Source organism: Sphingobium sp. FW305-3-2-15-F-TSA7, assembly GCF_058787155.1.
Genome location: NZ_JBYSZM010000016.1, coordinates 23,497 through 45,359 on the forward strand (window position 1 = coordinate 23,497; position 21,863 = coordinate 45,359).

A 21,863-nucleotide genomic window follows, 5' to 3' on the forward strand; every position below is an offset into this window, starting at 1 on the left:
CTTATCGTTACAGGGCCGCACGTCAATTCATCGCCGCATGTGCGCAAAGACTGTCTCACCAACGGACAACCGCGGCACCCCAGGTGAATCCGCCGCCCATCGCCTCGAGCACGACGATGTCGCCCCGCTTGATTCGGCCGTCGGAAACCGCGACGTCGAGCGCAAGCGGCACCGACGCGGCGGACGTGTTGGCATGCTGGTCCACCGTCATCACCACCTTGTCGGGCGACAGGCCGAGCTTGCGCGCGGTGGCATCCAGGATTCGGGCATTCGCCTGATGCGGCACCATCCAGTCGACATCGGCGGTCGTCAGCCCGGCGGCGGCGAGTGATTCGCCGAGAACCGAGGCGAGATTGACCACCGCATGGCGAAAAACCTCGCGCCCCTTCATCCGGAGCTTGCCGACGGTGCCGGTGGTGGAAGGCCCGCCATCGACATAGAGGAGCTGGTTATGGCGGCCATCGGCATGGAGCTTGGTCGAAAGCACGCCGCGGTCGCCGTCTTCAGCCGCCATCACGATCGCACCGGCGCCGTCGCCGAACAGGACGCAGGTATTGCGATCCTCCCAGTCGAGGATGCGGCTGAACGTCTCGGCACCGATGACCAGCGCATTGGTCGCCGAGCCCGAACGAATCATGCTGTCGGCAACCGAGACCGCATAGAGGAAACCCGAGCAGACCGCCTGGACGTCGAAGGCGACGCAATCGTCGATGCCGAGCGCTGCCTGGACCTTGGTCGCGGCGGCGGGAAAGGTCTGGTCGGGGGTCGCGGTGGCGAGGATGATCAGGTCGATCGCCGCCGGCTCCATGTTCGCGACCGCCAGTGCCTTGCGCGCGGCATCGGTCGCCAGCGTCGCCGTGGTCTCGTCGGGGCCGGCGATATGCCGGAAACGGATGCCGGTACGTTCGACGATCCATTCGTCCGAGGTATCGACGGTCTCGGCAAGCTCGGCATTCGATACGCGGCGCTTGGGCAGCGCCGATCCGGTTCCCAGAATCGCCGCGCGTCGCGTCATGCCGTTTGTGTCTCCGGGCGCTGATGCGCCTTGAAATTGGCGAGATCCTCACTGATCCGCGCCGTAAGATTGTCACGCACCATCCGCGCGGCAACGCCGATCGCATTGGCGACACCGATCTCGTTGGCGCTGCCATGGCTCTTCACCACCAGCCCGTTGAGGCCGAGAAAGACCGCGCCATTGTGATTGTTGGGATCGAGATGATGGCGCAGCAGCTCCGCGGCGGGCCGCGAGATGATGAAACCGAGCTTGGAGCGCAGCGAACTGGTGAAAGCGCGGCGCAGCAGGTCGGTCACGAAACGTGCCGTGCCCTCGGCGGTCTTGAGCGCGATATTGCCCGAGAAGCCATCGCAGACGATCACGTCGACTTCGCCGCGCGACAGGCGGTCGCCCTCGATGAAGCCGGTGAAATCCATCGGAAGGTGCGTCGCTTCGCGCAACAGCGCGGCGGCATCCTTGATCTCGTCGGTGCCCTTCAATTCTTCGGTGCCGATATTGAGCAGCGCGACGCGGGGGCGCTGCAGCTCCAGCGCCGAACGCGCATAGGCGGCGCCCATCACCGCGAACTGGACGAGATTCTCGGTGTCGCACTCGGTATTGGCGCCGAGATCGAGCATCACCAGATCATTCTCGCCCAGGCTGGGGAGCAATGCGGCAAGCGCCGGACGATCGATGCCGGGCAAAGTGCGCAAGGCGAGCTTCGACATCGCCATCAGCGCGCCGGTATTGCCCGAAGACACGGCGGCGCCCGCCTCGCCCGATTTCACCGCGTTGATCGCGAGACCCATCGAAGTGGTCTTGGCGCGACGAATCGCCTGGCTCGGCTTCTCGGCGCCGGCCACGGTCTCGGGAGCATGAACGATCTCGGACGCGGCGCTGAGATTGGGGTGAGACTTCAGCCCCTCACGGATCTGCGCCTCGTCGCCCACCAGCAGGAAGCGCATCCCGTCATTGGCGCGGCGCGCACGCGCCACACCCGCCAGCATGACCGCGAGGCCCTCGTCGCCGCCCATCGCGTCGACTGCGATCCGCGGCGATGTGGCCACCGGTCAGTGCTCCTCGAAAAGGTGCGGCGTCAGCCTTCGGCCGAGATGATCTCGCGGCCGTTATAGTGGCCGCAAGCCGTGCACAGATTGTGCGGACGCTTCAGTTCGCCACAATTCGGGCATTCCTGAAAGGACTCGACCTTGAGCGCATCATGGCTACGACGCATGCCGCGCTTGGACGGCGAGGTTTTTCTCTTGGGGACAGCCATTGCGGCACCTGTTCCAGTTCTTCAAAGCCTTGGGTGCGACTACGCCTGTGCCATGGATAACCAACGGCATATGAAGGCCGCAGGCCATTGCGGCCGGCTCGTCGCGAGCGAACCGCGCCTATAGCGATTCTGGCCACGGTTGCAAGGGCTCAGCATCCATGCGAGTTTCCGATCGCAACGGACGGGGTGTGCGGAATGATCATATTGCCAGTGACGCTGACGATCGCGGCGGCCGCGGCGTTGCTCAACATATGGCTGGCGATCCGCACGGGCCGCGTCCGCACGAGCGAAAAGGTGTCGATCGGCGATGGCGGCAGTCCGCGACTGCTCGCCCGGATGCGCGCCCATGCCAATTATGTCGAATATACGCCTTTCTTCCTGATCCTGCTCGGGCTGATCGAACTCGGGCGGGGCACCTCGCTCTGGCTGTGGGGAATCGGCGGCGTCTATATCCTTGCCCGTATCGCGCATGCCTTCGGCATGGATGCGGAGAAACCCGGCAAGCTCCGGATGATCGGCATCGCGGTGACCTTCATCGCGTTGCTGGTGCTTGCGATCTGGGCCCTGACGATTCCCTATGTCGGGTTCAAGCCGACCGTGACCGATATCGCCTGAATCGATTCACAACCGGAAGGCGATGCTTTCCAGCCGCCAGCGGTCGTCGAGCCCGGGTATGTCGAGCGTCTTCGCATCGAAATTTTTTGGCGGAACCGCACCGACCACTTCCGCGCGGATATAGCGCCCGGTCTCACGCATCAGGATGCGTGCGCCGGGAAAGCGCTTGCGTAACGCCCTGGCGACTGCAGCAGCCTCCTCCGACGGTTTCGAACTGTCCAATGCGCACGGCACGCCGTCGACCAGTTCGGACGTCGCGACGCGCAACGCCTTGATGCCGTCGGAGATGATGCTCAGCGAGATGACCGCGGCAGCGATCGAATCGGCCCACCACCAGCCCATGCCAAGCCCCGCCACGCCGAGGAAGCCGGCAACGCCGGTCTGCCAATTGGCCTTGTTCATCAGCGCATCTGTGTGGAGCAGCTTGTCGCGCAGCCGTTTCGCCAGCGGCAATTCCATGCGCCCGATGATCAGCGGCGGAATCGTGGCATAGGCCTGCGCCGCAAGCATGAACCAGCCCAGCCAGATATCATGCCCCATGATCCGCGCCGACCCCACCGAGACATGCTCGGCGGAGGCCAGTGCCATCACCGCATCGCGCAGCAGGAACAGCCCGACCGCCGCCAGGGCGACCGCGGCGATCAGGAAACCCAGGCCGTTCACCCGGTCGAAACCATAATGGAAACGCGTATTGGAAGGGCGTATCTCGAACCGTGTGGCGACCAGGAAAGCGATCGGCGGGACCAGGCCGAGCATATCCTCGACCCAGGCGGTTTTCATCGCCTGGCTCGATCCCATCGCCAGCCCCATCGCCGCGATGATGCTGATCGACCAGCCGATATTCCACCATTCGAGGCGGACGGCGGCCGCCATATCCTTGCGGATCTCCACGGGATGACCGCGCCGCTCGCTCACGCGCCGGCCCCTTTGCCATCGTCACGGACCGCGCGCTCGAGCAGCATGATCCAGCGATTCTCGCCATTGCGCGCGATCGGGCTGAGCAGGACCCGGTCCTTGCCGAGCACGGTTTCCGAAATCGGCTCGATCACCATGACGTCGGTGACCCAGGGCGAGCCTTCGGACATGTCGCCGATGACGAGATCGAGCGCGCCCTGGTCCAGCCGGAGCAGCAGCGGTTCCGCCGCCCCGCGCGTCACCACCGGCCTCGCGCCCGTCATCCGGCTCACCCGGTCGAGATAGGTCGCGATCTTCGCGCGATCGCGCGTCTCCGCCTCGCCCGCGACCAGCCCCACGCGCATGACGTGCTCGGCGCGGACACGTTCCAGCGTCCCCGCCACGTCGCGCGGATAATTCTGGCATGACGCCAGCATAAGCATCGGGAGGCAAAGCAAGTATTTCATTGCGCAAGCCCAACGGCCCGCGTGACGAGTCGGTTCCGCTAGAGCAGGTGATCCGATGGAAGCGAATCACCTGCTCTGGCTGTTTGTTTGCCGCGATTTTCGAGTCGTTCGATGATTCCATCGAACTACAAATCGCTCTAGCGGCCGATCACGGCGTCTCCGACAAAGGGATTGCTCCGCCGCTCATGCGCGAAATTGCTCATCGGGCCATGGCCGGGGACGAACGCGGTCTCACCACCCAGCGGCCAGAGCTTGCCGGTGATCGCATCGAGCAGATCCTGATGATTGCCCATCGGGAAATCGGTGCGGCCGATCGAGCCCTGGAACAGCACATCGCCGACGATCGCCAGCTTCGATTCGGGATGATGGAACACGACATGGCCCGGCGTGTGACCGGGGCAGTGGATCACGTCGAACACCAGATTGCCGACGGTCACGGTGTCGCCGTCGTTCAGCCAACGATCGGGCTCGAAGATCTTGCCATTGACCCCATAATTGCGCCCGTCATCCTCAAGCCGGGAGATCCAGAAGCGATCGGCCTCATGGGGCCCCTCGATCGGAACGCCCAGCTCCTTCGCCAGCGTGCCGGCCTCGCCGCAATGATCGATATGCCCGTGGGTGATCAGGATCTTTTCGATCTCGACACCTGCCTGCGCCGCCGCTGCCTTGAGCCGCGGCAGGTCTCCGCCGGGATCGACAAAGGCGGCCTTGTTGGTCTCGGTGCACCACAACAGGGTGCAATTCTGCTGCAGCGGCGTGACCGGAACGATCGCGGCTTTCAACGGAGGCGTGGGCTGGTTCATGCCGCTGGACATGGCGGCGAACGCCATGGGATGCAAGGCGGGGCGGAAGGCGGGACCTTGATCGATATCGACGACATGGCGTTTCGCGGCCACCCACACCGTCATGCTGAACTCGTTTCAGCATCCAGGCATGCGACCGCGCCTCAGTGCGAGGCCGAGCATGGCCCCTGAAACAAGTTCAGGGTGACGGCACGACCTTGTCCGAATGCCATGCCGACGACGACCGGTCCTAAGGCGCGGTCCGTTCGGCATGTGCCCCCGCCAGGATCAGCGCGAACATATTGTCGGGGTCGGTCCATTCCTGGAGCGGCGTCCAGCCGCCGGCGCGCAGCAGCAGCCGGGCGTCGCGCTGGCCATATTTATGGCTGTTCTCGGTGTGGACGGTCTCACCCGCCTTCATTGAAAAGCACGCGCCCTCGATGCCGAATTCGACATCGCGAATCGCCTCCAGATGCATCTCGATCCGGGCATAGAGGTCGTTCCAGACCGCGCGATGACGAAAGGCGTCAACCGGAATCGTGCCGTCCAGCTCGCGATTGATGCGGTGGAGGAGATTGAGGTTGAACGCCGCGGTGACGCCCTGGGGGTCGTCATAGGCGGGAATCAGCACATCCTGGCCCTTCACCCGGTCCATGCCGATCAGCAGCAGCGATCCGACGCCGAGCGACCCGCGCATCGCACGCAGCAGGTCGACCGACGTGCGCGCAACCATGTTGCCGATCGTCGACCCCGGAAAGAAGCCGAGCTTGGGCATGGCCTCGACCGCCGCCGGCAGCGCGATCGGATGGGTGAAATCCGCTTCGACCGGCTCGACCCGCAATCCGGTGAAATCGCGCGCCAGCGCCGCCGCCGATTCGCGGAGAAAGGCGCCTGAAATATCGATCGGCACATAGGCGCCGGGATCGACCGCGCGCAGCAGATGCGGCGTCTTGGCCGAAGACCCTGATCCGAACTCGACCACCGCACGACCGGCGCCGGCAATGGCGGCCACATCGGCGCAATATTTTTCGAGCAGCGCGGTCTCGACGCGTGTCGGATAATATTCGGGCAGCGTCGTGATCTGTTCGAACAGCTCCGATCCGCGCCGGTCGTAGAACCAGCGTGCCGGAATGGCGCGGCGGCGTGTATCGGCAAAGCCCTTGAGCACGTCGGCGCGAAAGGCGGGATCGGCGGTCTCCGCGGGGCGCGGCGGGGCATCCTGCTCGAGCAGCATGTCTAGAGATCCTTCGCGAGCCGAACGCCGGCGAACTGCCAGCGCTGGTGAGGGTAGAAGAAATTGCGGTAGGAGGCGCGCGAATGGCCACGCGGCGTGGCGCAGCTCGCCCCCCTCAGCACGAACTGTCCGCTCATGAACTTGCCGTTATATTCGCCGACCGCACCGGCCGCCGGCCGGAATCCGGGATAGGGAAGATAGGCCGATCCCGTCCATTGCCAGACGTCGCCGAACATCTGGCGCAATCCGGTTCCGGGCGTCCGGTCCCGCGCGGCCGCGCACGGACGCACCGGCCCTGCATGATCGAGCTGGTTGCCCGATGCGGGATCGAGCGCTGACGCCGCACTTTCCCACTCGGCCTCGGTCGGCAGCCGCGCCCCCGCCCAACGTGCAAAGGCATCGGCTTCATAATAGCTGATATGCGCGACCGGCGCCGCCGGCCGGATCGGATGCAATCCATCAAGCGCGAAAGCCGCCCAGTCGCCGTCGGTGCGACGCCAGTAAAGCGGTGCCTCCACCGCCTCACGGCGGACCCAGGCCCAGCCGTCCGACAGCCAATGTTCGGGGCGTTCATAGCCACCATCGTCGATGAAGGCGCGCCATTCGCTGTTGGTCACCGGCCGATCGGCCAGCGCGTGGCGACGCAGCAGGGTCGGATGGCGCGGCCCTTCGCAGTCGAATGCGAAGCACCCCTCCCCCCCATCCAGATCGCACCCGATCTCGACGATGCCGTGCACCCCTTCGATCCAGCGGATCGGCGCGGGTGGCGGGGCCGGGGGATCGCGCTCGGCACGCCACATGGCAGGCGCCAGCGGATTGAGCGCGAGCAGGCTCAAAATATCGGTCTGGAGCAATTCCTGATGCTGCTGCTCATGATGGCAGCCCAGTTCGACCAGCGCGCGCGCGGCATCGGGCAGACCCGGCAGCGCCACCTCCAGCGCCGCATCGACATGCGCGCGCCAGGCGCGGATGTCATCGAGCGACGGCCGGGTGAGCATGCCGCGCATCGGGCGGGCATGACGCGGCCCTTCCACCTCGTAATAGCTGTTGAACAGAAAGGGCCAGCGTTCGTCGTACAGCCGGTAATTGGCGACATGATCGCGCAATATGAAGGTTTCGAGGAACCAGGTCGTATGCGCCAGATGCCATTTGGCGGGCGACGCATCCTCCATCGACTGGACGGTGGCATCGGCGTCCGACAGCGGCGCGGCAAGCGCCTCGCTCAGGCCGCGCACCTGCCTGAACAGCGCATGCAGCACATCGGGAAACGCGGTGTCGAGACGAGTCGCCATGTCACTTCCCCTATTTCCAGGATCCCCTTCGCGCCGGATCGGCTGCAAGATCAGTCGTTTAACGCACAACCGATCCAAGGGGTCCTGCCATATGGCACGCGCCGCTTCTAGCGCGCGAACATATCAAGAACAAGAGCCTTGAACAGGCAGCCTCCGCGATCAGCGCGAGGCGCCGGGAACCCACAATATATCACCGCCATCCGCCGCATTGATCGCGCGCGTCATGACGAAAAGATGGTCCGACAAGCGGTTGAGATAGGCGAGCGCCTGCGGATTGAGACTGACGGCCATGGCCGCGCCGACCGCCGTGCGTTCCGCGCGGCGCGCCGTCGCGCGGGCGAGATGCAATGCCGCCGCCGCCTGGCTGCCGCCGGGCAGGATGAAGCTCCTGAGCGGCTCCAGTCCCTCGTTCATCGCGTCGATCTCGACCTCGAGCCGGGCGACCTGGGCGGGGACGATGCGCAGCTCCATCTCGGACGGCTCGAAGCTTTCGCCGGGCGTCGCGAGATCGGCGCCCAGGTCGAACAGGTCGTTCTGGATACGGCGGAGCATCGTGGCATATTCGCCCGTGCCCAGCGCCGCCACGGCGATCCCGATCGCGCTGTTCGTTTCGTCGACATCGCCGATCGCCTGCATGCGCGGATCGTGCTTGGCCGTGCGCGATCCGTCGACGAGGCCCGTCGTGCCGTCGTCGCCGGTGCGCGTATAGATCTTGTTGAGCTTGACCAGCGGCTCAGCCTTTGCCGCCGGCCGCCACCATCACCAGCACGACCAGGATGACCGCAAGCGCCTGGAACAGGATGCGCATCTGCATCGCCTTGTTCTGCTTGCGCCCCGAAATGCTGGGGCCCGTGCCGTTCAGATCCGCCTCGGTCGTGCGCAGGAAAATCACGATCCCGCGCACCAGCGCGCCGACCGTCGCGATCATGGCGAGGATGAGGAGGATGGCGAGAAAGGTGGTCATTGCCATGATGTAGGCGTTTCAGGCCTCGAATCCAAGCGGCTACAGCAAGCGATATCCGTCGGGAAACTGCCCTTCGCGCATCGCGCCGATCAAGGCTGCGGCATCGGCACCTGCCGCGCGCAAGTCCGCGATCGCGGGCGCGCCGGTGCGCTTGGCCAGCCGTTCGCCCGCCGCCGTGACGAGCAGCCGATGATGGACATAAACGGGCGTCGGCAGGTCGAGCAGCGCCTGGAGCAGGCGATGGACATGCGTCGCCTCCAACAGGTCGCGGCCGCGCACGACGTGGCTGATCGCCTGCGCCGCGTCGTCCACGGTCACCGCGAGATGATAGGAAACCGGCGCATCCTTGCGCGCCAGCACGACATCGCCATGCGCCGCCGGGGTCGCAATATGCGTCGCACCGGCGCCATCAATCCAGTGAAGCGGGCCGGCCTCGTCGATCGCCGACGCCATGGAGAGCCGCCAGCAATGCGGCTCCGCCGCCATCCGGCCGATGCGGGTTTCCGGATCGAGCGTGCGACAGGTGCCGGGATAGACCGGCCCGTCGGGGCCATGCGGTGCGCTGGCGCTCGCCGCGATGTCCCTGCGTGTGCAGAAACAGGGATAGGCAAGGCCACGCCGCTTCAGATCCTCCAGCGCCATCGCGTAAAGCGCGGTCCGTTCGGACTGGAAGACGATTTCCCCTTCCCAGTCGAGCCCGAGCCACAAAAGATCCTCGATGATGCCGGAGACATGCTCGGGCCGCGCACGGCCGGGATCGATATCCTCGACGCGCAGCAGGAAATGGCCGCCGCGCGCCGATGCGAAATCGTGCGCGCATAGCGCCGACCAGGCATGGCCGAGATGCAACCGGCCGGTTGGCGACGGTGCGAAGCGGGTGGCGATCTCGGTCAAACGTCGATCATCCAAATTGGCTCTTGACCGCGAGTCGCGTGAGATGCTGTCATGACCACGTCATCATTTTACCCGATTGGGGCGATGGCAATGGGGGAGCGTGTGGCGTCATGTACCATCCCGACCTGATCCGACATCCGGACAGCTGCCCGGCGCTGGTCCTCAATGCGGACTATAAACCGCTTTCCTATTACCCGCTTTCGCTGTGGCCCTGGCAGACCGCAGTCAAGGCGGTGTTCCTCGATCGCGTGGCGATTGTCGACGAATATCAGCGGGAAGTGCGAAGTCCCACCAGCGTGATGCGGCTGCCATCCGTCATCGCGCTCAAACAATATGTGAAACCGTCAGAGCACCCGGCCTTCACCCGTTTCAACCTGTTCCTGCGCGATCGCTTCCAGTGCCAATATTGCGGCGTCTCGAACGATCTGACCTTCGATCATGTCATCCCCCGCGCACAGGGCGGCCGCACCACCTGGGAAAATGTCGCCACGGCATGCGCGCCCTGCAACCTGAAAAAGGGCGGCCGCACCCCGCGTCAGGCGGGCATGCAGCTTCATATCGCGCCGATCCGGCCGACGAGCTGGCACCTTCAGGAACATGGCCGGTCTTTCCCGCCCAATTATCTCCACGAAAGCTGGCGCGACTGGCTCTATTGGGACATCGAACTGCTGGCTTAGGCAGGTCGCCCTGACGTTGAATCGTTTCGGCTGAAACCACCTGAAATCCGGCCTTTGCGATCTGCAGGCGGTCCAGCGCGCAATGATATTGACCTGACGGTTGTTGCGGTGCAGCAACGTGCCATGCCACGTCCCACGATCAGCCAGAACCCCGATATCCGCTATCTCGGCAAGCTGCTGGGCGACGTGATCCGCGCCTATGGCGGCGATACGCTGTTCCGGCGCACCGAATATATCCGATCGACCTCGGTCGACCGCCATCGCGGGGTGGTGGGCGCCGACGCGATCGATCCGGGGCTCGACGCGCTCGACCTCGACGAAACCACGGCATTCGTGCGCGGCTTCATGCTGTTCTCGATGCTCGCCAATCTCGCCGAAGACCGGCAGGGCATCGCCGCCGAGCCCGGCGCGGACCTGGCGCATGCGCTGGAACGGCTGGCGGCCGAGGGGATCGGGCATGATCAGGCGCTCGACCTGCTCGGCCACGCGCTGATCGCCCCGGTGCTGACCGCGCACCCGACCGAAGTGCGCCGCAAGTCGATGATCGACCATCGCAACCGCATCGCCGAGCTGATGAAGCTGCGCGATACGGGCGCGACCGAAACCCCCGAAGGCGACCTGATCGAGGAAGCGATCCATCGCCAGATCGCGCTGCTCTGGCAGACGCGCACGCTGCGCCGCGAGCGGCTGTTCGTCGCAGACGAGGTCGAGACCGCGCTTGCCTATCTGCGCGATACCTTCCTGCCCGTCCTGCCCGCACTCTATGCGCGCTGGGAACGCGCGCTGGGCAAGCGGCCGGCGAATTTCCTGCGGCCGGGAAGCTGGATCGGCGGCGACCGCGACGGCAATCCCTTCGTCACCGCCGAATCGCTGACGCTGGCACTCTCGCGCTCGGCGGAGTCGGTGATCAGCTGGTATCTCGAGGCGCTGCACGGGCTGGGCGCTGAACTGTCGATCTCGACCGAGCTGGCCGAGGCCAGCGACGCGGTGCTGGCACTGGCCGAGGCGAGCGGCGACACCGCAAAGAGCCGGCAGGACGAACCTTATCGTCGCGCGATCACCGGCCTCTATGCGCGGCTGAGCGCGACGCACCTGACACTGACCGGCAAGGCGCCACCCCGCCCCTCTCCGCTCGCGGCGGAAAGCTATGACGGGCCCGAGGCATTCCGCGCCGACCTGGTCGAGATCGCGCATGGCCTGGCAGGCGCCGGCGGCGGCGCGCTCTCGTCGGGCGGGGCGCTCGGCCGATTGATCCGCGCGGTCGAAACCTTCGGCTTCCACCTCGCCACGCTCGACATGCGCCAGAACAGCGCGGTCCACGAACGCGTCGTCGCCGAATTGCTGAGCGTCGCCGGCGTCGAAGCCGACTATGCCGCGCTCGACGAGGAGGCGCGCGTCGCGCTGCTCCGGCGCGAACTCGCGACGCCGCGGCCGCTGTCCAGCCCGCATTTCGCCTATTCGGAGGAGACCGCGGGCGAACTGGCGATCGTGCGCGCCGCCGCCGAGGCGCATCGCCGCTACGGCGCGGACTGTATCCGCAACTATATCGTCTCGATGGCGCAGGACGTATCCGACCTGCTCGAAGTCCATATCCTGATGAAGGAAGCCGGACTCTACCGGCCCGGCGAGACGCCGCAGGCCGACATCATGGCGGTGCCGCTGTTCGAGACGATCGGCGATCTCGAAAATGCGACGATCGTGATGGGCAAATGGTTCGCGCTGCCGGAGATCGCCACGATCACCACGGCGCGGGGCCATCAGGAAGTGATGATCGGCTATTCCGATTCGAACAAGGATGGCGGTTATCTGACCTCGACCTGGGGCCTGCACGAGGCCAGCCGCGCGCTTGCGCCGGTGTTCGCCAAGGCCGGCGTCGCCATGCAGCTGTTCCACGGGCGTGGCGGCGCGGTCGGACGCGGCGGCGGTTCGAGTTTCGCCGCGATCCTGGCGCAACCGCGCGGCACGGTGCAGGGCCGCATCCGCATCACCGAACAGGGCGAAGTGATCGCCGCCAAATACGGCACGCGCGAGAGTACGGCGGCCAATCTGGAGGCGATCGCGTCGGCGACATTGCTCGCCAGCCTGGAGCCCGAGGCACTGGCCGAGGCGGATCGCGTGCGTTTCGGCACGGCGATGGACACGCTCTCGTCCGACGCATTCCGCGCCTATCGCGGGCTGGTCTACGAGACCGAGGGGTTTCGCGGCTTTTTCCGCCAGATGACACCGATCGCGGAGATCGCCACGCTCAAGATCGGATCGCGCCCGTCGAGCCGCAAGAAGACCGATGCGATCGAGGATCTGCGCGCCATTCCCTGGGTCTTCTCATGGGCGCAGGCGCGGGTGATGCTGCCGGGCTGGTATGGCGTCGGCCAGGCGCTGACCGGGTTCAAGGATCAGGGGCTGTTGCGCGAGATGGTCCAGTCCTGGCCGTTTCTCCAGGCAGCGCTGGCCAATATGGAGATGGTGCTCGCCAAGTCCGATATGGGAATCGCCGCGCGCTATGCCGGGCTGGTCGAGGACAAGGCGGTCGGCGAGGCGATCTTCGGGCGCATCAAGGATGGCTGGCAGGCCGCGCATGACGGGCTGCTGTCGATCACGCGGCAGAGCCGGCTGCTCGCCAAATCGCCTGCGCTCGACGCATCGATCCGCCTGCGCCTGCCCTATATCGAGCCGCTGAACCTGCTCCAGGTCGAACTGCTCAAACGCCACCGTGCAGGCGAGGCCGATCCACGGATCGGCGAGGGCATCCAGCTATCGATCAACGCGATCGCGACCGCACTGCGCAACAGCGGTTAGGGGCTGATTCGGTAGCATGAAGCGCCCACCACACTATTTCTTCGCGGCGCCGCAATAGACCTGCCCCGATCCCACCGCGCTGACGGTGCAGGCGGGGGTGCCACCGATCCGGACTTCGCCCGAGCCGCTTGCCTTGACGCTCGCACTGGTGCGCGCGGCGAGCGCGACATTGCCCGCACTCTCGCTGGTGACACGCAGATCGTTGGCGACGAGCGTCGCGCCGTCGATCGCGGCCGATCCGCGGACAATGGCGCTGGCGGCCTTGGCGGTGCCGGCAATGACGATCGCGCCCGAGCCGAGCAGCGTCAGATCGAGCCGGTCGGCTTCAGCGCGGCCGACCGTCAACCGTCCGGATCCCTCGACCGCGAGTTGCACGAGCGGACCGCGGATACGGTCGATGGTGACGGCGCCGCTACCGCCAAGCGACACCCCGCGCAACTCGCCGGCGGTCAGCCGCACCGTGACGGGCCCCGATTTGTCGTCGCCCGGCCAGCCACCGGTCCAGCCGGTCCGATTGGCACGGATGATCAGCGTGCTGCCCTGAACGAGCACCGATACGCGATCGAGCGCCTCGCGCGTTCCCGACAGCCGCGCGGAGGCGCCGCGCCCGGTGACGACCTCCACCTGATAGGGGCCTTCGACGCGGATGCGATCGAAGCTGGTGATGGTCTCGACGCGCTCGGCCGCGGCCAGCGGACCGGCGGAGGCCATACCGAGAAGGGCAGCCGCGAAATGCCTGATGCTCATGCCGACACCATGACGGCGCGGCACGTGGCGGGCAAGTGTAGAGCATTTCCAGTCAGGTGAGATCACCTGACTGGAAATGCAGAAAACAAAGGAATCCTATTGCTTGGGCGTCGCCGGTGCGACCGGCGTGCAACGGACATCACCCGAGCCGATCTTCGAAACCTTGCATTGGGCATCGCCGATGATGTCGACATCGCCCGAACCGACGATCGAGACGTCGGCGCGTTCGGACACGGCGGCCCTGACGCCCCCCGATCCCGCGACGGAAATGTCGGCGGTGCGCGCCGCGACTCCCACCGCGTCGAGATTGCCCGAGCCGGCGACCGAGACATCGGCCTCGCCCGCAGTGCCCCCGGCGAAGGTCGCATTGCCCGAGCCGGCAACCGAAACATCGAGCCGATCGGTCTCCAATGCGCCCACCTTGAGCGATCCCGAGCCCGCGATCGAGGCCTTGAACTTGGGCGATGCGGCGCGATCGACATCCATGTCGCCGGAACCCGCGACCGATGCGCCGGCGAGCACCGGCAGGGTGACGGTGACGACCGCGCCCTTGTCCTTGCCCCAATTGAAATGGACGCCGTTCTTGCGCTTGCGGCCGACGCGCAACGTGCCGTCGACCACCTCGATCTCGAGCCGATCGAGAATGGCGGTGTCGCCCACCGCCTTGACCGAAACCGCCTTGCCCACCTGGACGATCACATTGTCCGGCCCGCTCAACGAGACCGAATCGAAGCCCGCCGCGTCGAAGCTGCGCGTGCCGGAAACGCCGCTCAGCTTGCCCGCGCTGTTATCGGCCGAGGCCGAACAGGCGGTGGCGAATGCAAGGATCGGAAAGGCGAGATAGCGCATGGCATCGGCTCCTGCTGTATTGTTTCAATAATACAGCTCGGCGGCGACGGTAGCAAGCGCAAAAGAAAAGGCGGCCCGAAAGCCGCCTTCCCCATTGCTGCGATGGACGTTCGGACGCCGTTATTCGCCCTTGTCCTTGTTGTGGATCAACGCCGCCTTGTTGAGGATCTCGAGGATCTTCTGCTGCGCGCCGGGCTCGTCGGTCTCTTCCATCGCGGCCAGTTCGCGTGCGAGGCGGCTGGTGGCGGCTTCGAAGATCTGACGCTCGGAATAGCTCTGCTCGGGCTGATCGTCGGCCCGGAACAGGTCGCGCACGACTTCGGCGATCGAAACGAGATCGCCCGAATTGATCTTGGCTTCATATTCCTGGGCACGGCGCGACCACATGGTGCGCTTCACCTTGGGCTTGCCCTTCAGCGTGTCGAGCGCTTCCTTCAGCGTCTTGTCGGACGACAGCTTGCGCATGCCGACGCTCTCGGCCTTGTTGGTGGGGACGCGGAGCGTCATCCGCTCCTTTTCGAAACGCAGCACATAAAGTTCGAGCTGCATGCCCGCTATGTCGGTGCTCTGCAGTTCGATGACACGGCCGACTCCGTGCTTGGGGTAAACGACATAATCGCCAACGTCGAAGGACAAGGCCTTGGATGCCATGCTTTACAACCTTTCCGTGGAATACCGCCGATATGGAGATGCCGGCCCGCTGCGATAGCCAGTGGCCGGTCCAATCAGGGCTTGCAGGTGGTGAGTCTCCTCTAGCGGCGCGGTGACACCGCGCGCTCGCAGTGAGTCTCTTTAACAGAGTCGCAACAAAAATGCCAGCCCGCAGTCTTTTGTTGCAATGCAGGACAAAGCCGGCCCGGTATCACCCGGCCTGCGCAGAGTCCGGATGATATCGGCGACGCTACGGAAGCGGGGGGCAAGCGCCCCCTATGGCGCGGCGATTCAGTCGCCCGCGCCGGGCTCCGGCGAGAAATATTTGTCGAACTTGCCCTCTTCGCCCTTATGCTCGTCGGCATCCGCGGGAGTCTGGTCGCCCTTGCGCGTGACGTTGGGCCATTGCGCGGAGAAGCTCGTATTGAGCTCGAGCCACTGCTCAAGGCCGTTCTCGGTATCCGGCAGGATCGCCTCGGCGGGACATTCGGGCTCGCAAACACCGCAATCGATGCATTCGCTGGGATTGATCACCAGCATGTTCTCACCCTCGTAGAAGCAGTCCACGGGGCACACCTCCACACAATCCATATACTTACAACGGATACAGGCATCGGTGACGACATAGGTCATGGAACAGCTCCCTCCAATTCGGCCCTGCTATGGATGCGATTCGTCCGCGTCAATATTCCCTGCACTGATGCAAGTCGTTCGCATTTCCTGCGCCGCCGTCGCGAGGTCGGTATAGCAGGCCCGCGCCTCGGGCGCGGGGCCGCGCCGCACCGGCAGCGCATCGATGCGAATCGCGCGAACGCGGTCATGGACGAACAGGCTGACGACATTGCCGACGCGCACCACGGCATGCGCGCGATCGATCCGGCGCCCATCGACGCGGATATGCCCCTGCGCGCAGAGCGCCTGTGCCTGGCTGCGCGTCTTGGTCAGCCGTGCGAACCACAGGAAGCGATCGATGCGCTGCGCCGGCGCCGCGTCACCGGCCATGCGCGACCAGTCTTTCGAGCTCGGCAAAGGCGCTGCCGGGGCGCACCGCCCGATCCGAGCGCGGCTTGACCCGTCCGCGATAGCGCCAGGCCTGTTCATGCGCCTCGAAGCCGAGCAGCCGCATCAGCCGGGCAAGCGCGTCGGCACCCAATCCCATCGACACCGCGAGTGACGGATCGGGCACGAAAGGACGCCTGCCGTCACGCGCGTCATGCGCCGCGCGCGCGATCCGCTCGACCAGGTCGACGCGCAGTGCCTGACCGCCCAATGTCCGGAAATCCGGGCTGGGCGCGACGCCGGAAAGAACGGCGGCGCCCGGCGATGCGAGTGACGGCATGACGTCATTGGCGCGGATCGCGGCCAGCGCGGCGCGCCAGCGCATCGCTTCGGGTTTCAGCAATTGCGGGTGGAACAGGTCGAGCGCACCGATCGCCAGGCCCAGCCGACGCGCGCCGTGACGACCGGGCTTGTCGAGCGCGGCAAGCGCCGCGTCGAGCGTCGCGCGGGGCATCACCCCGCCCGCCTCGGCCAGCGGCGCGAGCAGCGCGCGCAGCGGCGACGGCGTGGCCGGATCCCCCGCGGCGGCGGTCATCCGCGCCAGCGGCTTGATCGCATGGTCGATTCGCCCGGCCAGCCAGCGCGCGAGTCGTGCCGCGATCGCCTTGCGCGCGACTTCGTCGAGCATATCGAGAGCGCGATCGAGCCGGATTTGCGGCGTGAGGAGCGATCGACCGGCAACCGGCTGCGCGACGACATGACCGTCCCAGACGATCGCAGGCCGCTCACCAATGGTCGTGACGAGCGCGATGGCCGCATCGGGCGCATCCGCCAGTGCCCGCGCGCGGCGCGCCAGTTCGCGGCCGAGCCGGCGCTCCGCGACCGCGAGCAGCTTGCGGCGATCGGCCATGCGCGCGTCCGCCGCGACGCTGAAGCGGAAGCCGTCGAGTCGCCCGATCGGTTCGTCGTCGACGCGAACCTCGCCATTTTCGGCGATGGTGACCGGCATCGCGTCGGGATCGCTGCCGATCTCGCGCATCAGCACGGTGGTTCGCCGGTCAACGAAGCGCTGCGTCAGCTTGGCGTGGAGCGCATCGGACAATTTCTCCTCGACCGCGCGGGTGCGCTCGGCCCAATGGACGGGGTCGGCCAGCCAGTCGCCGCGATGCGCGATATAGGCCCAGGTGCGGGCCGCCGCGATACGGTCGGCCAGCGTCTCGACATCGCCCTGGATCGTGTCGAGCCGCGCGATCGCGTCGGCGAACCACGGCACCGGAATATGGCCGGTGCCCTCGCTCAAATGCCTGAATACGCGGCCGACCAGCCGCGCATGATGGTCCGCACCGGTCTTGCGGAAATCGGGCAGGCCGCACGCGGCCCATAGCCGGTGGACCATCGCCGTATCGCGGACGCGTTCGCGAACCCAGGACTCCTGCGCGAGCCGGCGGAGCACCGCCAGATCGACGGCCTCGGGCGCGGCGCGCAGCAACGGCTGGACCGGCCGCGCTTCGAGCGCCGAGATCAGCGTATCGATGCTCGACAGGTCGGGCAGGCCGTCGCGCCAGAACAGATGGTCGAGCGGCGGGAAGCGATGCTCCTCGATCCGTTCGATCTCCTCGGGGGTGAAGGCGATCCCGCCTTCCTCCGCGCCCAGCGTGCCGAAGGTGCCGTCGCGCTGGTGCCGGCCGGCGCGGCCCGCGATCTGCGCCATTTCGGCCAGGGTCAGCCGCCGCCGCCGATGGCCGTCGAACTTGGCGAGGCCGGCAAAGGCGACATGGGCCACGTCCATGTTGAGGCCCATGCCGATCGCATCGGTCGCGACCAGATAATCGACCTCGCCGGCCTGGAACATCGCGACCTGGGCGTTGCGGGTGCGCGGGGACAATGCCCCCATGACCACGGCAGCGCCGCCCTTGGTCCGCCGCAGCATCTCGGCAACGGCATAGACCTCCTCCGCCGAGAAGGCGACGATCGCCGAACGCGGCGGCAGCTTGGACAGCTTGCGCGCGCCGGCATAGCTCAGCGTCGAGAAGCGCGGACGGCCGATCACCTCCGCCTCGGGCACCAGCGCGCGGACGAGCGGCTTCAGGCTTTCCGAGCCCAGGATCATCGTTTCCTCGCGGCCGCGCGCGCGCAGCAGGCGATCGGTGAAGACGTGGCCGCGCGCGGGATCGGCACCGAGCTGGGCCTCGTCGAGCCCCACAAAGGCGACATCCCGGTCGAGCGGCATGCTTTCGGCGGTACAGAGGAACCAGCGCGCCTTGTCGGGCAGAATCTTCTCCTCGCCGGTGATCAGCGCGACCTGAGTCTTGCCCTTGATCGCGACGACGCGCTCATAGACCTCGCGCGCCAGCAGGCGCAGCGGAAAGCCGATCATGCCGCTGGCATGACCGCACATCCGCTCGACCGCGAGATGGGTCTTGCCGGTATTGGTCGGCCCGAGAATGGCGGTAACCGGCGAACGCGCGAAACGGCTCATAAGGCCAAGATCGGCAATCCCATGCGTCAGCGCAAGCACCGATGACAAAGATTTGCGCCCACCGATCGAACCGCACGGCCCGCCGCGATTCCGGGCGATCGGCGGCACCTTAATTTGACTTTAACCCTCTGCCTTCACAGACGTGCTATAGCTCATTGGGAGTCGCGGTGTGCGGGCACCGCTTTTAAGGGGCGCAACTTGTACCAGCGCAACGAACATGGTTTCGGCGACGGAGGCCCGGCCGCGGTCCTTTCGCTCGACAATGCGATCTCGGGAACCGCGCTTGCCCGGCCGTTCGGCCGCAAACTCCAGCCCGACGGCCGGTGGAGCCGGCTCGAGGCGCGGCTGGCCGATGTCGACCTGGTTCCCGATCTCGGCGCAGGCATCGGATCGCGCGAATGGTTCCGCGGGCTCGCGACCTGCGTCGTCCTGATCTCCTCCGCCTGGGCGCTGTCGCCCGGTTTCCGCCCCGTCGCCGGGCTCAGCCCGCAACCGATGAGCCCCGACAGCTGGGACGAGGCCCGCGCGCAGTCGATCGCGCCGCTGGCGCTGGGCGGGGATACCGGGCGCAGAATGTCCTCCACCGACGCGGTCGTGCCGCTGACCGACACGCCCGAACGTCCGTCGATCGAGCTGGTCGCGACGCTCGGGCAGGGTGACGGCTTCAAGCGCGTGCTCGAGCGCGCCGGCGTTGCCGAAAGCGAGTCGGCCAAGGTTTCGGAAATGGTCGCGGGCGCGGTCGGCCTGGGCGACATCAAACCGGGCACGCGCATGGACGTGACGCTCGGACGGCGCGCCAATCGCAATGTCGCCCGGCCACTCGATTATCTCGCATTCCGCGCGCGCTTCGACCTCAGGCTCGAAATCTCGCGCGTCAACGGCGCGCTCGTGCTGACGCGCGTGCCGATCGCGGTGGATCACACGCCGCTGCGTATCCAGGGCCGCGTCGGCGCCAGCCTCTATCGGTCGGCCCGCGCCGCCGGCGTGCCCGGCAAGGCGGTCGAAGCCTATATCCGCGCGCTCGCGACAAAGGTCTCGATCGGCGGCGACGTTCGTCCCGACGACCGGTTCGACATCGTCGTCGAACAGGCGCGCGCCGAAACCGGCGAGGTCGAGATCGGCAAGCTGCTCTATGCCGGGCTCGACCAGGGCCGCCGTCGCATCCAGCTGCTCGAATGGACGATCGGCGGCCGTACCGAATGGTTCGAGGCATCGGGCGTCGGGCAGAAGCGCGGCGTGATGGCAACGCCCGTGGCGGGACGCATGACCTCCGGCTTCGGCATGCGACGCCATCCGCTGCTCGGCTATTCGCGCCTGCACAAGGGCATCGATTTCGGCGCGCCATCGGGTGCGCCCATCTATGCCGCCACCGACGGCGTCGTTTCCTTTGCCGGCCGTCATGGCGGCCATGGCAATTATGTGCGGCTCAACCATGTCGGCGGGCTTGGCACCGGCTATGCGCATATGAGCCGGATCGCGGTGGGCGTCGGCACCCGCGTCCGCCAGGGCCAGGTGATCGGCTATGTCGGATCGACGGGCCTGTCGACCGGCCCGCATCTCCATTACGAGCTCTACAAGAACGGCGTCGCGATCAATCCGCGCTCGGTGTCGTTCATCCAGACCTCGCTGCTCGCGGGCGCCGATCTTGCCGCCTTCCGCGCCAAGCTCAGCAATTTGCTCTCGGTGCGGACGGGTGGCGGCGGCGCGGCGGCACAGCCCGGGCAAACTGCCGCGCGCTGATCGATGCCACTCCCGCTTCGGCGGGAATGACATCGGCAGGAATGACAGGCGCGGGATTTTCGCTTATCGGGCCGGGCCATGACCTTTCCCTTCACGCCCTCGCGTCCGCTCTGGCTGCTCGGTTGCGGCAACATGGCCGGCGCCATGCTCTCCCGCTGGCTCGAATCGGGGCTCGATCCCGCAGCGGTGACGATCATCGATCCCGCACGGACCGAGGCGCCTGACGGTGTCCGCCTGAGCGCCACGCCGCCCGCCAATGCCCCCGCCCCCGCGGCCCTGCTGGTCGGCGTGAAACCGCAGATCTTCGCTCAGGCCGCAGCCACTCTCGACGCGCTCACCGGTCCGGAGACCGTGATCATCTCGATCATGGCCGGGGTCGATGGCGCGACGCTTGGCGATCAATTCGCCAAAGCGGGCGGGATCGTGCGGCTGATGCCCAACCTGCCCGCAGCACTCGGCAAGGGCGTCTCGATCCTCCATGCCAGTCGCGATGGCGCCGATGCACATGGCGTTACCGACGCGCTGGCGCGTCCACTCGGCCTGTCGCTCTGGGTCGACCGCGAGGCGCTGATCGATGCGGGGACCGCAGTTTCGGGATCGGGGCCGGCCTTTGTCTATCGTTTCATCGACGCGATTGCGGCAGGCGCCGAAAATCTGGGCTTCGCGCCCGATCAAGCCGCCGCGCTCGCGCTCGCGACCGTGGGTGGGGCCGCGGCACTTGCCGCCGCGTCGGATGCGAGCCCGGCAGCACTCGCCGAACGCGTGGCCAGCCCCGGCGGCACCACGCGCGCCGGTATGGACGTGCTCGATGCAGACCAATCGCTCAACGAATTGGTCGCGCGCACGCTGCAGGCGGCTTCGGATCGGGCCGCCGAACTGGCGGAAATGGCGCGGAATTAGAGCATCGTGCGGAAAAGTGGGAACCGGTTTTCCGCTTAAAACGATGCGATCACAAATATATAGAGCAAGTTGCGTGATTCAGATATCGCGCAACTTGCTCTAAATCTTGCTGGCCAAGAACTTCATCGCAACGCCGTTCATGCAATAGCGTTTGCCGGTCGGGCGCGGACCGTCGTCGAAGACATGGCCGAGATGACCGCCGCAGCGGCTGCAATGGACCTCGATCCGCAGCACGCCCAGTTCGAAATCCCGGCCGGTGCCCACCGCATTGGGCAGTGGCGCCCAGAAACTGGGCCAGCCCGTGCCGCTGTCGAACTTGGTCGTCGAAGAGAAGAGCGGCAGTGCACAGCCTGCGCAGACGAACGTGCCGACGCGATGCTCCTTGTCGAGCGGGCTGCTGAACGCACGCTCGGTGTGCGCCTGGCGCAGCACCGCATATTGGGCGGGGCTGAGCCGTTTGCGCCATTCGGCATCGCTGAGCGTCAGCGGATAGCGCGCCTTGGGCGCCGCCAGCGCGCGCAGCCCCAGAAATCCGACGCCGGCGCCCACGACCACGGCGGATCCGATCAATGCGCGCCTATCCATCATCGGCCGACTCCATAACGCCTTTCGT

At 66.3% G+C, this 21,863-nt stretch carries 23 protein-coding genes; 5 read left to right on the plus strand and 18 right to left on the minus strand.

Annotated features, from left to right (window positions below; translation table 11 throughout):
• Positions 1-55: 55 nt before the first annotated feature.
• From AC3WN8_RS14245 to rpmF, 3 genes are read right to left on the minus strand one after another with little or no spacing between them, the layout of a single operon-like run.
• The gene (locus AC3WN8_RS14245; RefSeq protein WP_492670106.1) at positions 56-1,015 is read right to left on the minus strand and encodes a beta-ketoacyl-ACP synthase III; all 960 of its coding nucleotides are present in this window, start codon (positions 1,013-1,015) and stop codon (positions 56-58) included.
• Positions 1,012-2,061: a phosphate acyltransferase PlsX gene (gene plsX, locus AC3WN8_RS14250; protein WP_492670107.1), complete on the minus strand. Its 1,050-nt coding sequence runs from the start codon at positions 2,059-2,061 to the stop codon at positions 1,012-1,014. The genes AC3WN8_RS14245 and plsX overlap by 4 nt, the downstream gene beginning before the upstream one ends.
• Before the next feature lie 29 nt (positions 2,062-2,090).
• Complete coding sequence (gene rpmF, locus AC3WN8_RS14255) at positions 2,091-2,270, minus strand: 50S ribosomal protein L32 (protein WP_492670108.1); 180 nt, start codon at positions 2,268-2,270, stop codon at positions 2,091-2,093.
• A gap of 195 nt (positions 2,271-2,465) precedes the next feature.
• Between rpmF and AC3WN8_RS14260 the strand changes: the two genes are divergently transcribed.
• Entirely contained in the window at positions 2,466-2,885 is a 420-nt protein-coding gene (locus tag AC3WN8_RS14260; protein WP_492670109.1) for an MAPEG family protein, read from the plus strand.
• Between the two features lie 6 nt (positions 2,886-2,891).
• Here AC3WN8_RS14260 and AC3WN8_RS14265 read toward each other — a convergent pair whose 3' ends face one another.
• From AC3WN8_RS14265 to gluQRS, 8 genes are all read right to left on the minus strand, one after another.
• The gene (locus AC3WN8_RS14265; protein WP_492670110.1) at positions 2,892-3,800 is read right to left on the minus strand and encodes a cation efflux transmembrane domain-containing protein; all 909 of its coding nucleotides are present in this window, start codon (positions 3,798-3,800) and stop codon (positions 2,892-2,894) included.
• Positions 3,797-4,246, minus strand: a complete 450-nt coding sequence (locus AC3WN8_RS14270; RefSeq protein ID WP_492670111.1) for a hypothetical protein — start codon at positions 4,244-4,246, stop codon at positions 3,797-3,799. The genes AC3WN8_RS14265 and AC3WN8_RS14270 overlap by 4 nt, the downstream gene beginning before the upstream one ends.
• 137 nt (positions 4,247-4,383) lie before the next feature.
• On the minus strand, positions 4,384-5,049 hold the full coding sequence (locus AC3WN8_RS14275; RefSeq protein WP_492670206.1) for an MBL fold metallo-hydrolase: 666 nt from the start codon (positions 5,047-5,049) through the stop codon (positions 4,384-4,386).
• A 229-nt stretch (positions 5,050-5,278) separates the two neighbouring features.
• Positions 5,279-6,262 carry an L-histidine N(alpha)-methyltransferase gene (gene egtD / locus AC3WN8_RS14280; RefSeq protein WP_492670112.1) on the minus strand — a complete coding sequence of 328 codons (984 nt, stop codon included), beginning with the start codon at positions 6,260-6,262 and terminating at the stop codon, positions 5,279-5,281.
• A gap of 2 nt (positions 6,263-6,264) precedes the next feature.
• Positions 6,265-7,554 carry an ergothioneine biosynthesis protein EgtB gene (egtB, locus tag AC3WN8_RS14285; protein WP_492670113.1) on the minus strand — a complete coding sequence of 430 codons (1,290 nt, stop codon included), beginning with the start codon at positions 7,552-7,554 and terminating at the stop codon, positions 6,265-6,267.
• A gap of 159 nt (positions 7,555-7,713) precedes the next feature.
• The gene (locus AC3WN8_RS14290) at positions 7,714-8,283 is read right to left on the minus strand and encodes a cob(I)yrinic acid a,c-diamide adenosyltransferase (RefSeq protein WP_492670207.1); all 570 of its coding nucleotides are present in this window, start codon (positions 8,281-8,283) and stop codon (positions 7,714-7,716) included.
• A gap of 4 nt (positions 8,284-8,287) precedes the next feature.
• Positions 8,288-8,524 carry a twin transmembrane helix small protein gene (locus AC3WN8_RS14295; protein ID WP_492670114.1) on the minus strand — a complete coding sequence of 79 codons (237 nt, stop codon included), beginning with the start codon at positions 8,522-8,524 and terminating at the stop codon, positions 8,288-8,290.
• A gap of 33 nt (positions 8,525-8,557) precedes the next feature.
• A complete protein-coding gene (gene gluQRS / locus AC3WN8_RS14300; protein WP_492670115.1) occupies positions 8,558-9,412 on the minus strand; it encodes a tRNA glutamyl-Q(34) synthetase GluQRS in 855 nt (284 codons plus the stop codon).
• A gap of 110 nt (positions 9,413-9,522) precedes the next feature.
• Between gluQRS and AC3WN8_RS14305 the strand changes: the two genes are divergently transcribed.
• Both AC3WN8_RS14305 and ppc read left to right on the plus strand, forming a co-directional pair.
• Positions 9,523-10,089 carry an HNH endonuclease gene (locus AC3WN8_RS14305; RefSeq protein ID WP_492670116.1) on the plus strand — a complete coding sequence of 189 codons (567 nt, stop codon included), beginning with the start codon at positions 9,523-9,525 and terminating at the stop codon, positions 10,087-10,089.
• A gap of 123 nt (positions 10,090-10,212) precedes the next feature.
• Positions 10,213-12,885, plus strand: coding sequence for a phosphoenolpyruvate carboxylase (gene ppc, locus AC3WN8_RS14310; protein WP_492670117.1), 2,673 nt, complete (start codon positions 10,213-10,215; stop codon positions 12,883-12,885).
• A 33-nt stretch (positions 12,886-12,918) separates the two neighbouring features.
• Here ppc and AC3WN8_RS14315 read toward each other — a convergent pair whose 3' ends face one another.
• The 6 genes from AC3WN8_RS14315 to AC3WN8_RS14340 all read right to left on the minus strand — a co-directional run bounded on the left by AC3WN8_RS14315 (position 12,919) and on the right by AC3WN8_RS14340 (position 18,610).
• Positions 12,919-13,632, minus strand: coding sequence for a head GIN domain-containing protein (locus tag AC3WN8_RS14315; protein ID WP_492670118.1), 714 nt, complete (start codon positions 13,630-13,632; stop codon positions 12,919-12,921).
• A 96-nt stretch (positions 13,633-13,728) separates the two neighbouring features.
• Positions 13,729-14,481, minus strand: a complete 753-nt coding sequence (locus AC3WN8_RS14320) for a head GIN domain-containing protein (RefSeq protein ID WP_492670119.1) — start codon at positions 14,479-14,481, stop codon at positions 13,729-13,731.
• A 120-nt stretch (positions 14,482-14,601) separates the two neighbouring features.
• Complete coding sequence (locus AC3WN8_RS14325; protein WP_489068870.1) at positions 14,602-15,132, minus strand: CarD family transcriptional regulator; 531 nt, start codon at positions 15,130-15,132, stop codon at positions 14,602-14,604.
• A gap of 291 nt (positions 15,133-15,423) precedes the next feature.
• Positions 15,424-15,765 (minus strand): ferredoxin FdxA, encoded by a 342-nt coding sequence (gene fdxA / locus AC3WN8_RS14330; RefSeq protein WP_492670120.1) that lies wholly within the window; start codon positions 15,763-15,765, stop codon positions 15,424-15,426.
• Between the two features lie 27 nt (positions 15,766-15,792).
• The gene (locus AC3WN8_RS14335; RefSeq protein WP_492670121.1) at positions 15,793-16,134 is read right to left on the minus strand and encodes an RNA-binding S4 domain-containing protein; all 342 of its coding nucleotides are present in this window, start codon (positions 16,132-16,134) and stop codon (positions 15,793-15,795) included.
• Positions 16,124-18,610, minus strand: coding sequence for a helicase-related protein (locus AC3WN8_RS14340; RefSeq protein WP_492670208.1), 2,487 nt, complete (start codon positions 18,608-18,610; stop codon positions 16,124-16,126). The genes AC3WN8_RS14335 and AC3WN8_RS14340 overlap by 11 nt, the downstream gene beginning before the upstream one ends.
• 198 nt (positions 18,611-18,808) lie before the next feature.
• Here AC3WN8_RS14340 and AC3WN8_RS14345 point away from each other — a divergent pair, with 198 nt between their 5' ends.
• Both AC3WN8_RS14345 and AC3WN8_RS14350 read left to right on the plus strand, forming a co-directional pair.
• On the plus strand, positions 18,809-20,350 hold the full coding sequence (locus AC3WN8_RS14345) for a M23 family metallopeptidase (protein WP_492670122.1): 1,542 nt from the start codon (positions 18,809-18,811) through the stop codon (positions 20,348-20,350).
• A gap of 78 nt (positions 20,351-20,428) precedes the next feature.
• A complete protein-coding gene (locus AC3WN8_RS14350) occupies positions 20,429-21,250 on the plus strand; it encodes a pyrroline-5-carboxylate reductase family protein (RefSeq protein ID WP_492670123.1) in 822 nt (273 codons plus the stop codon).
• A 99-nt stretch (positions 21,251-21,349) separates the two neighbouring features.
• Here the strand turns inward: AC3WN8_RS14350 and msrB are convergent, their stop codons facing one another.
• The gene (msrB, locus tag AC3WN8_RS14355) at positions 21,350-21,838 is read right to left on the minus strand and encodes a peptide-methionine (R)-S-oxide reductase MsrB (RefSeq protein ID WP_492670124.1); all 489 of its coding nucleotides are present in this window, start codon (positions 21,836-21,838) and stop codon (positions 21,350-21,352) included.
• Positions 21,839-21,863: the final 25 nt, after the last annotated feature.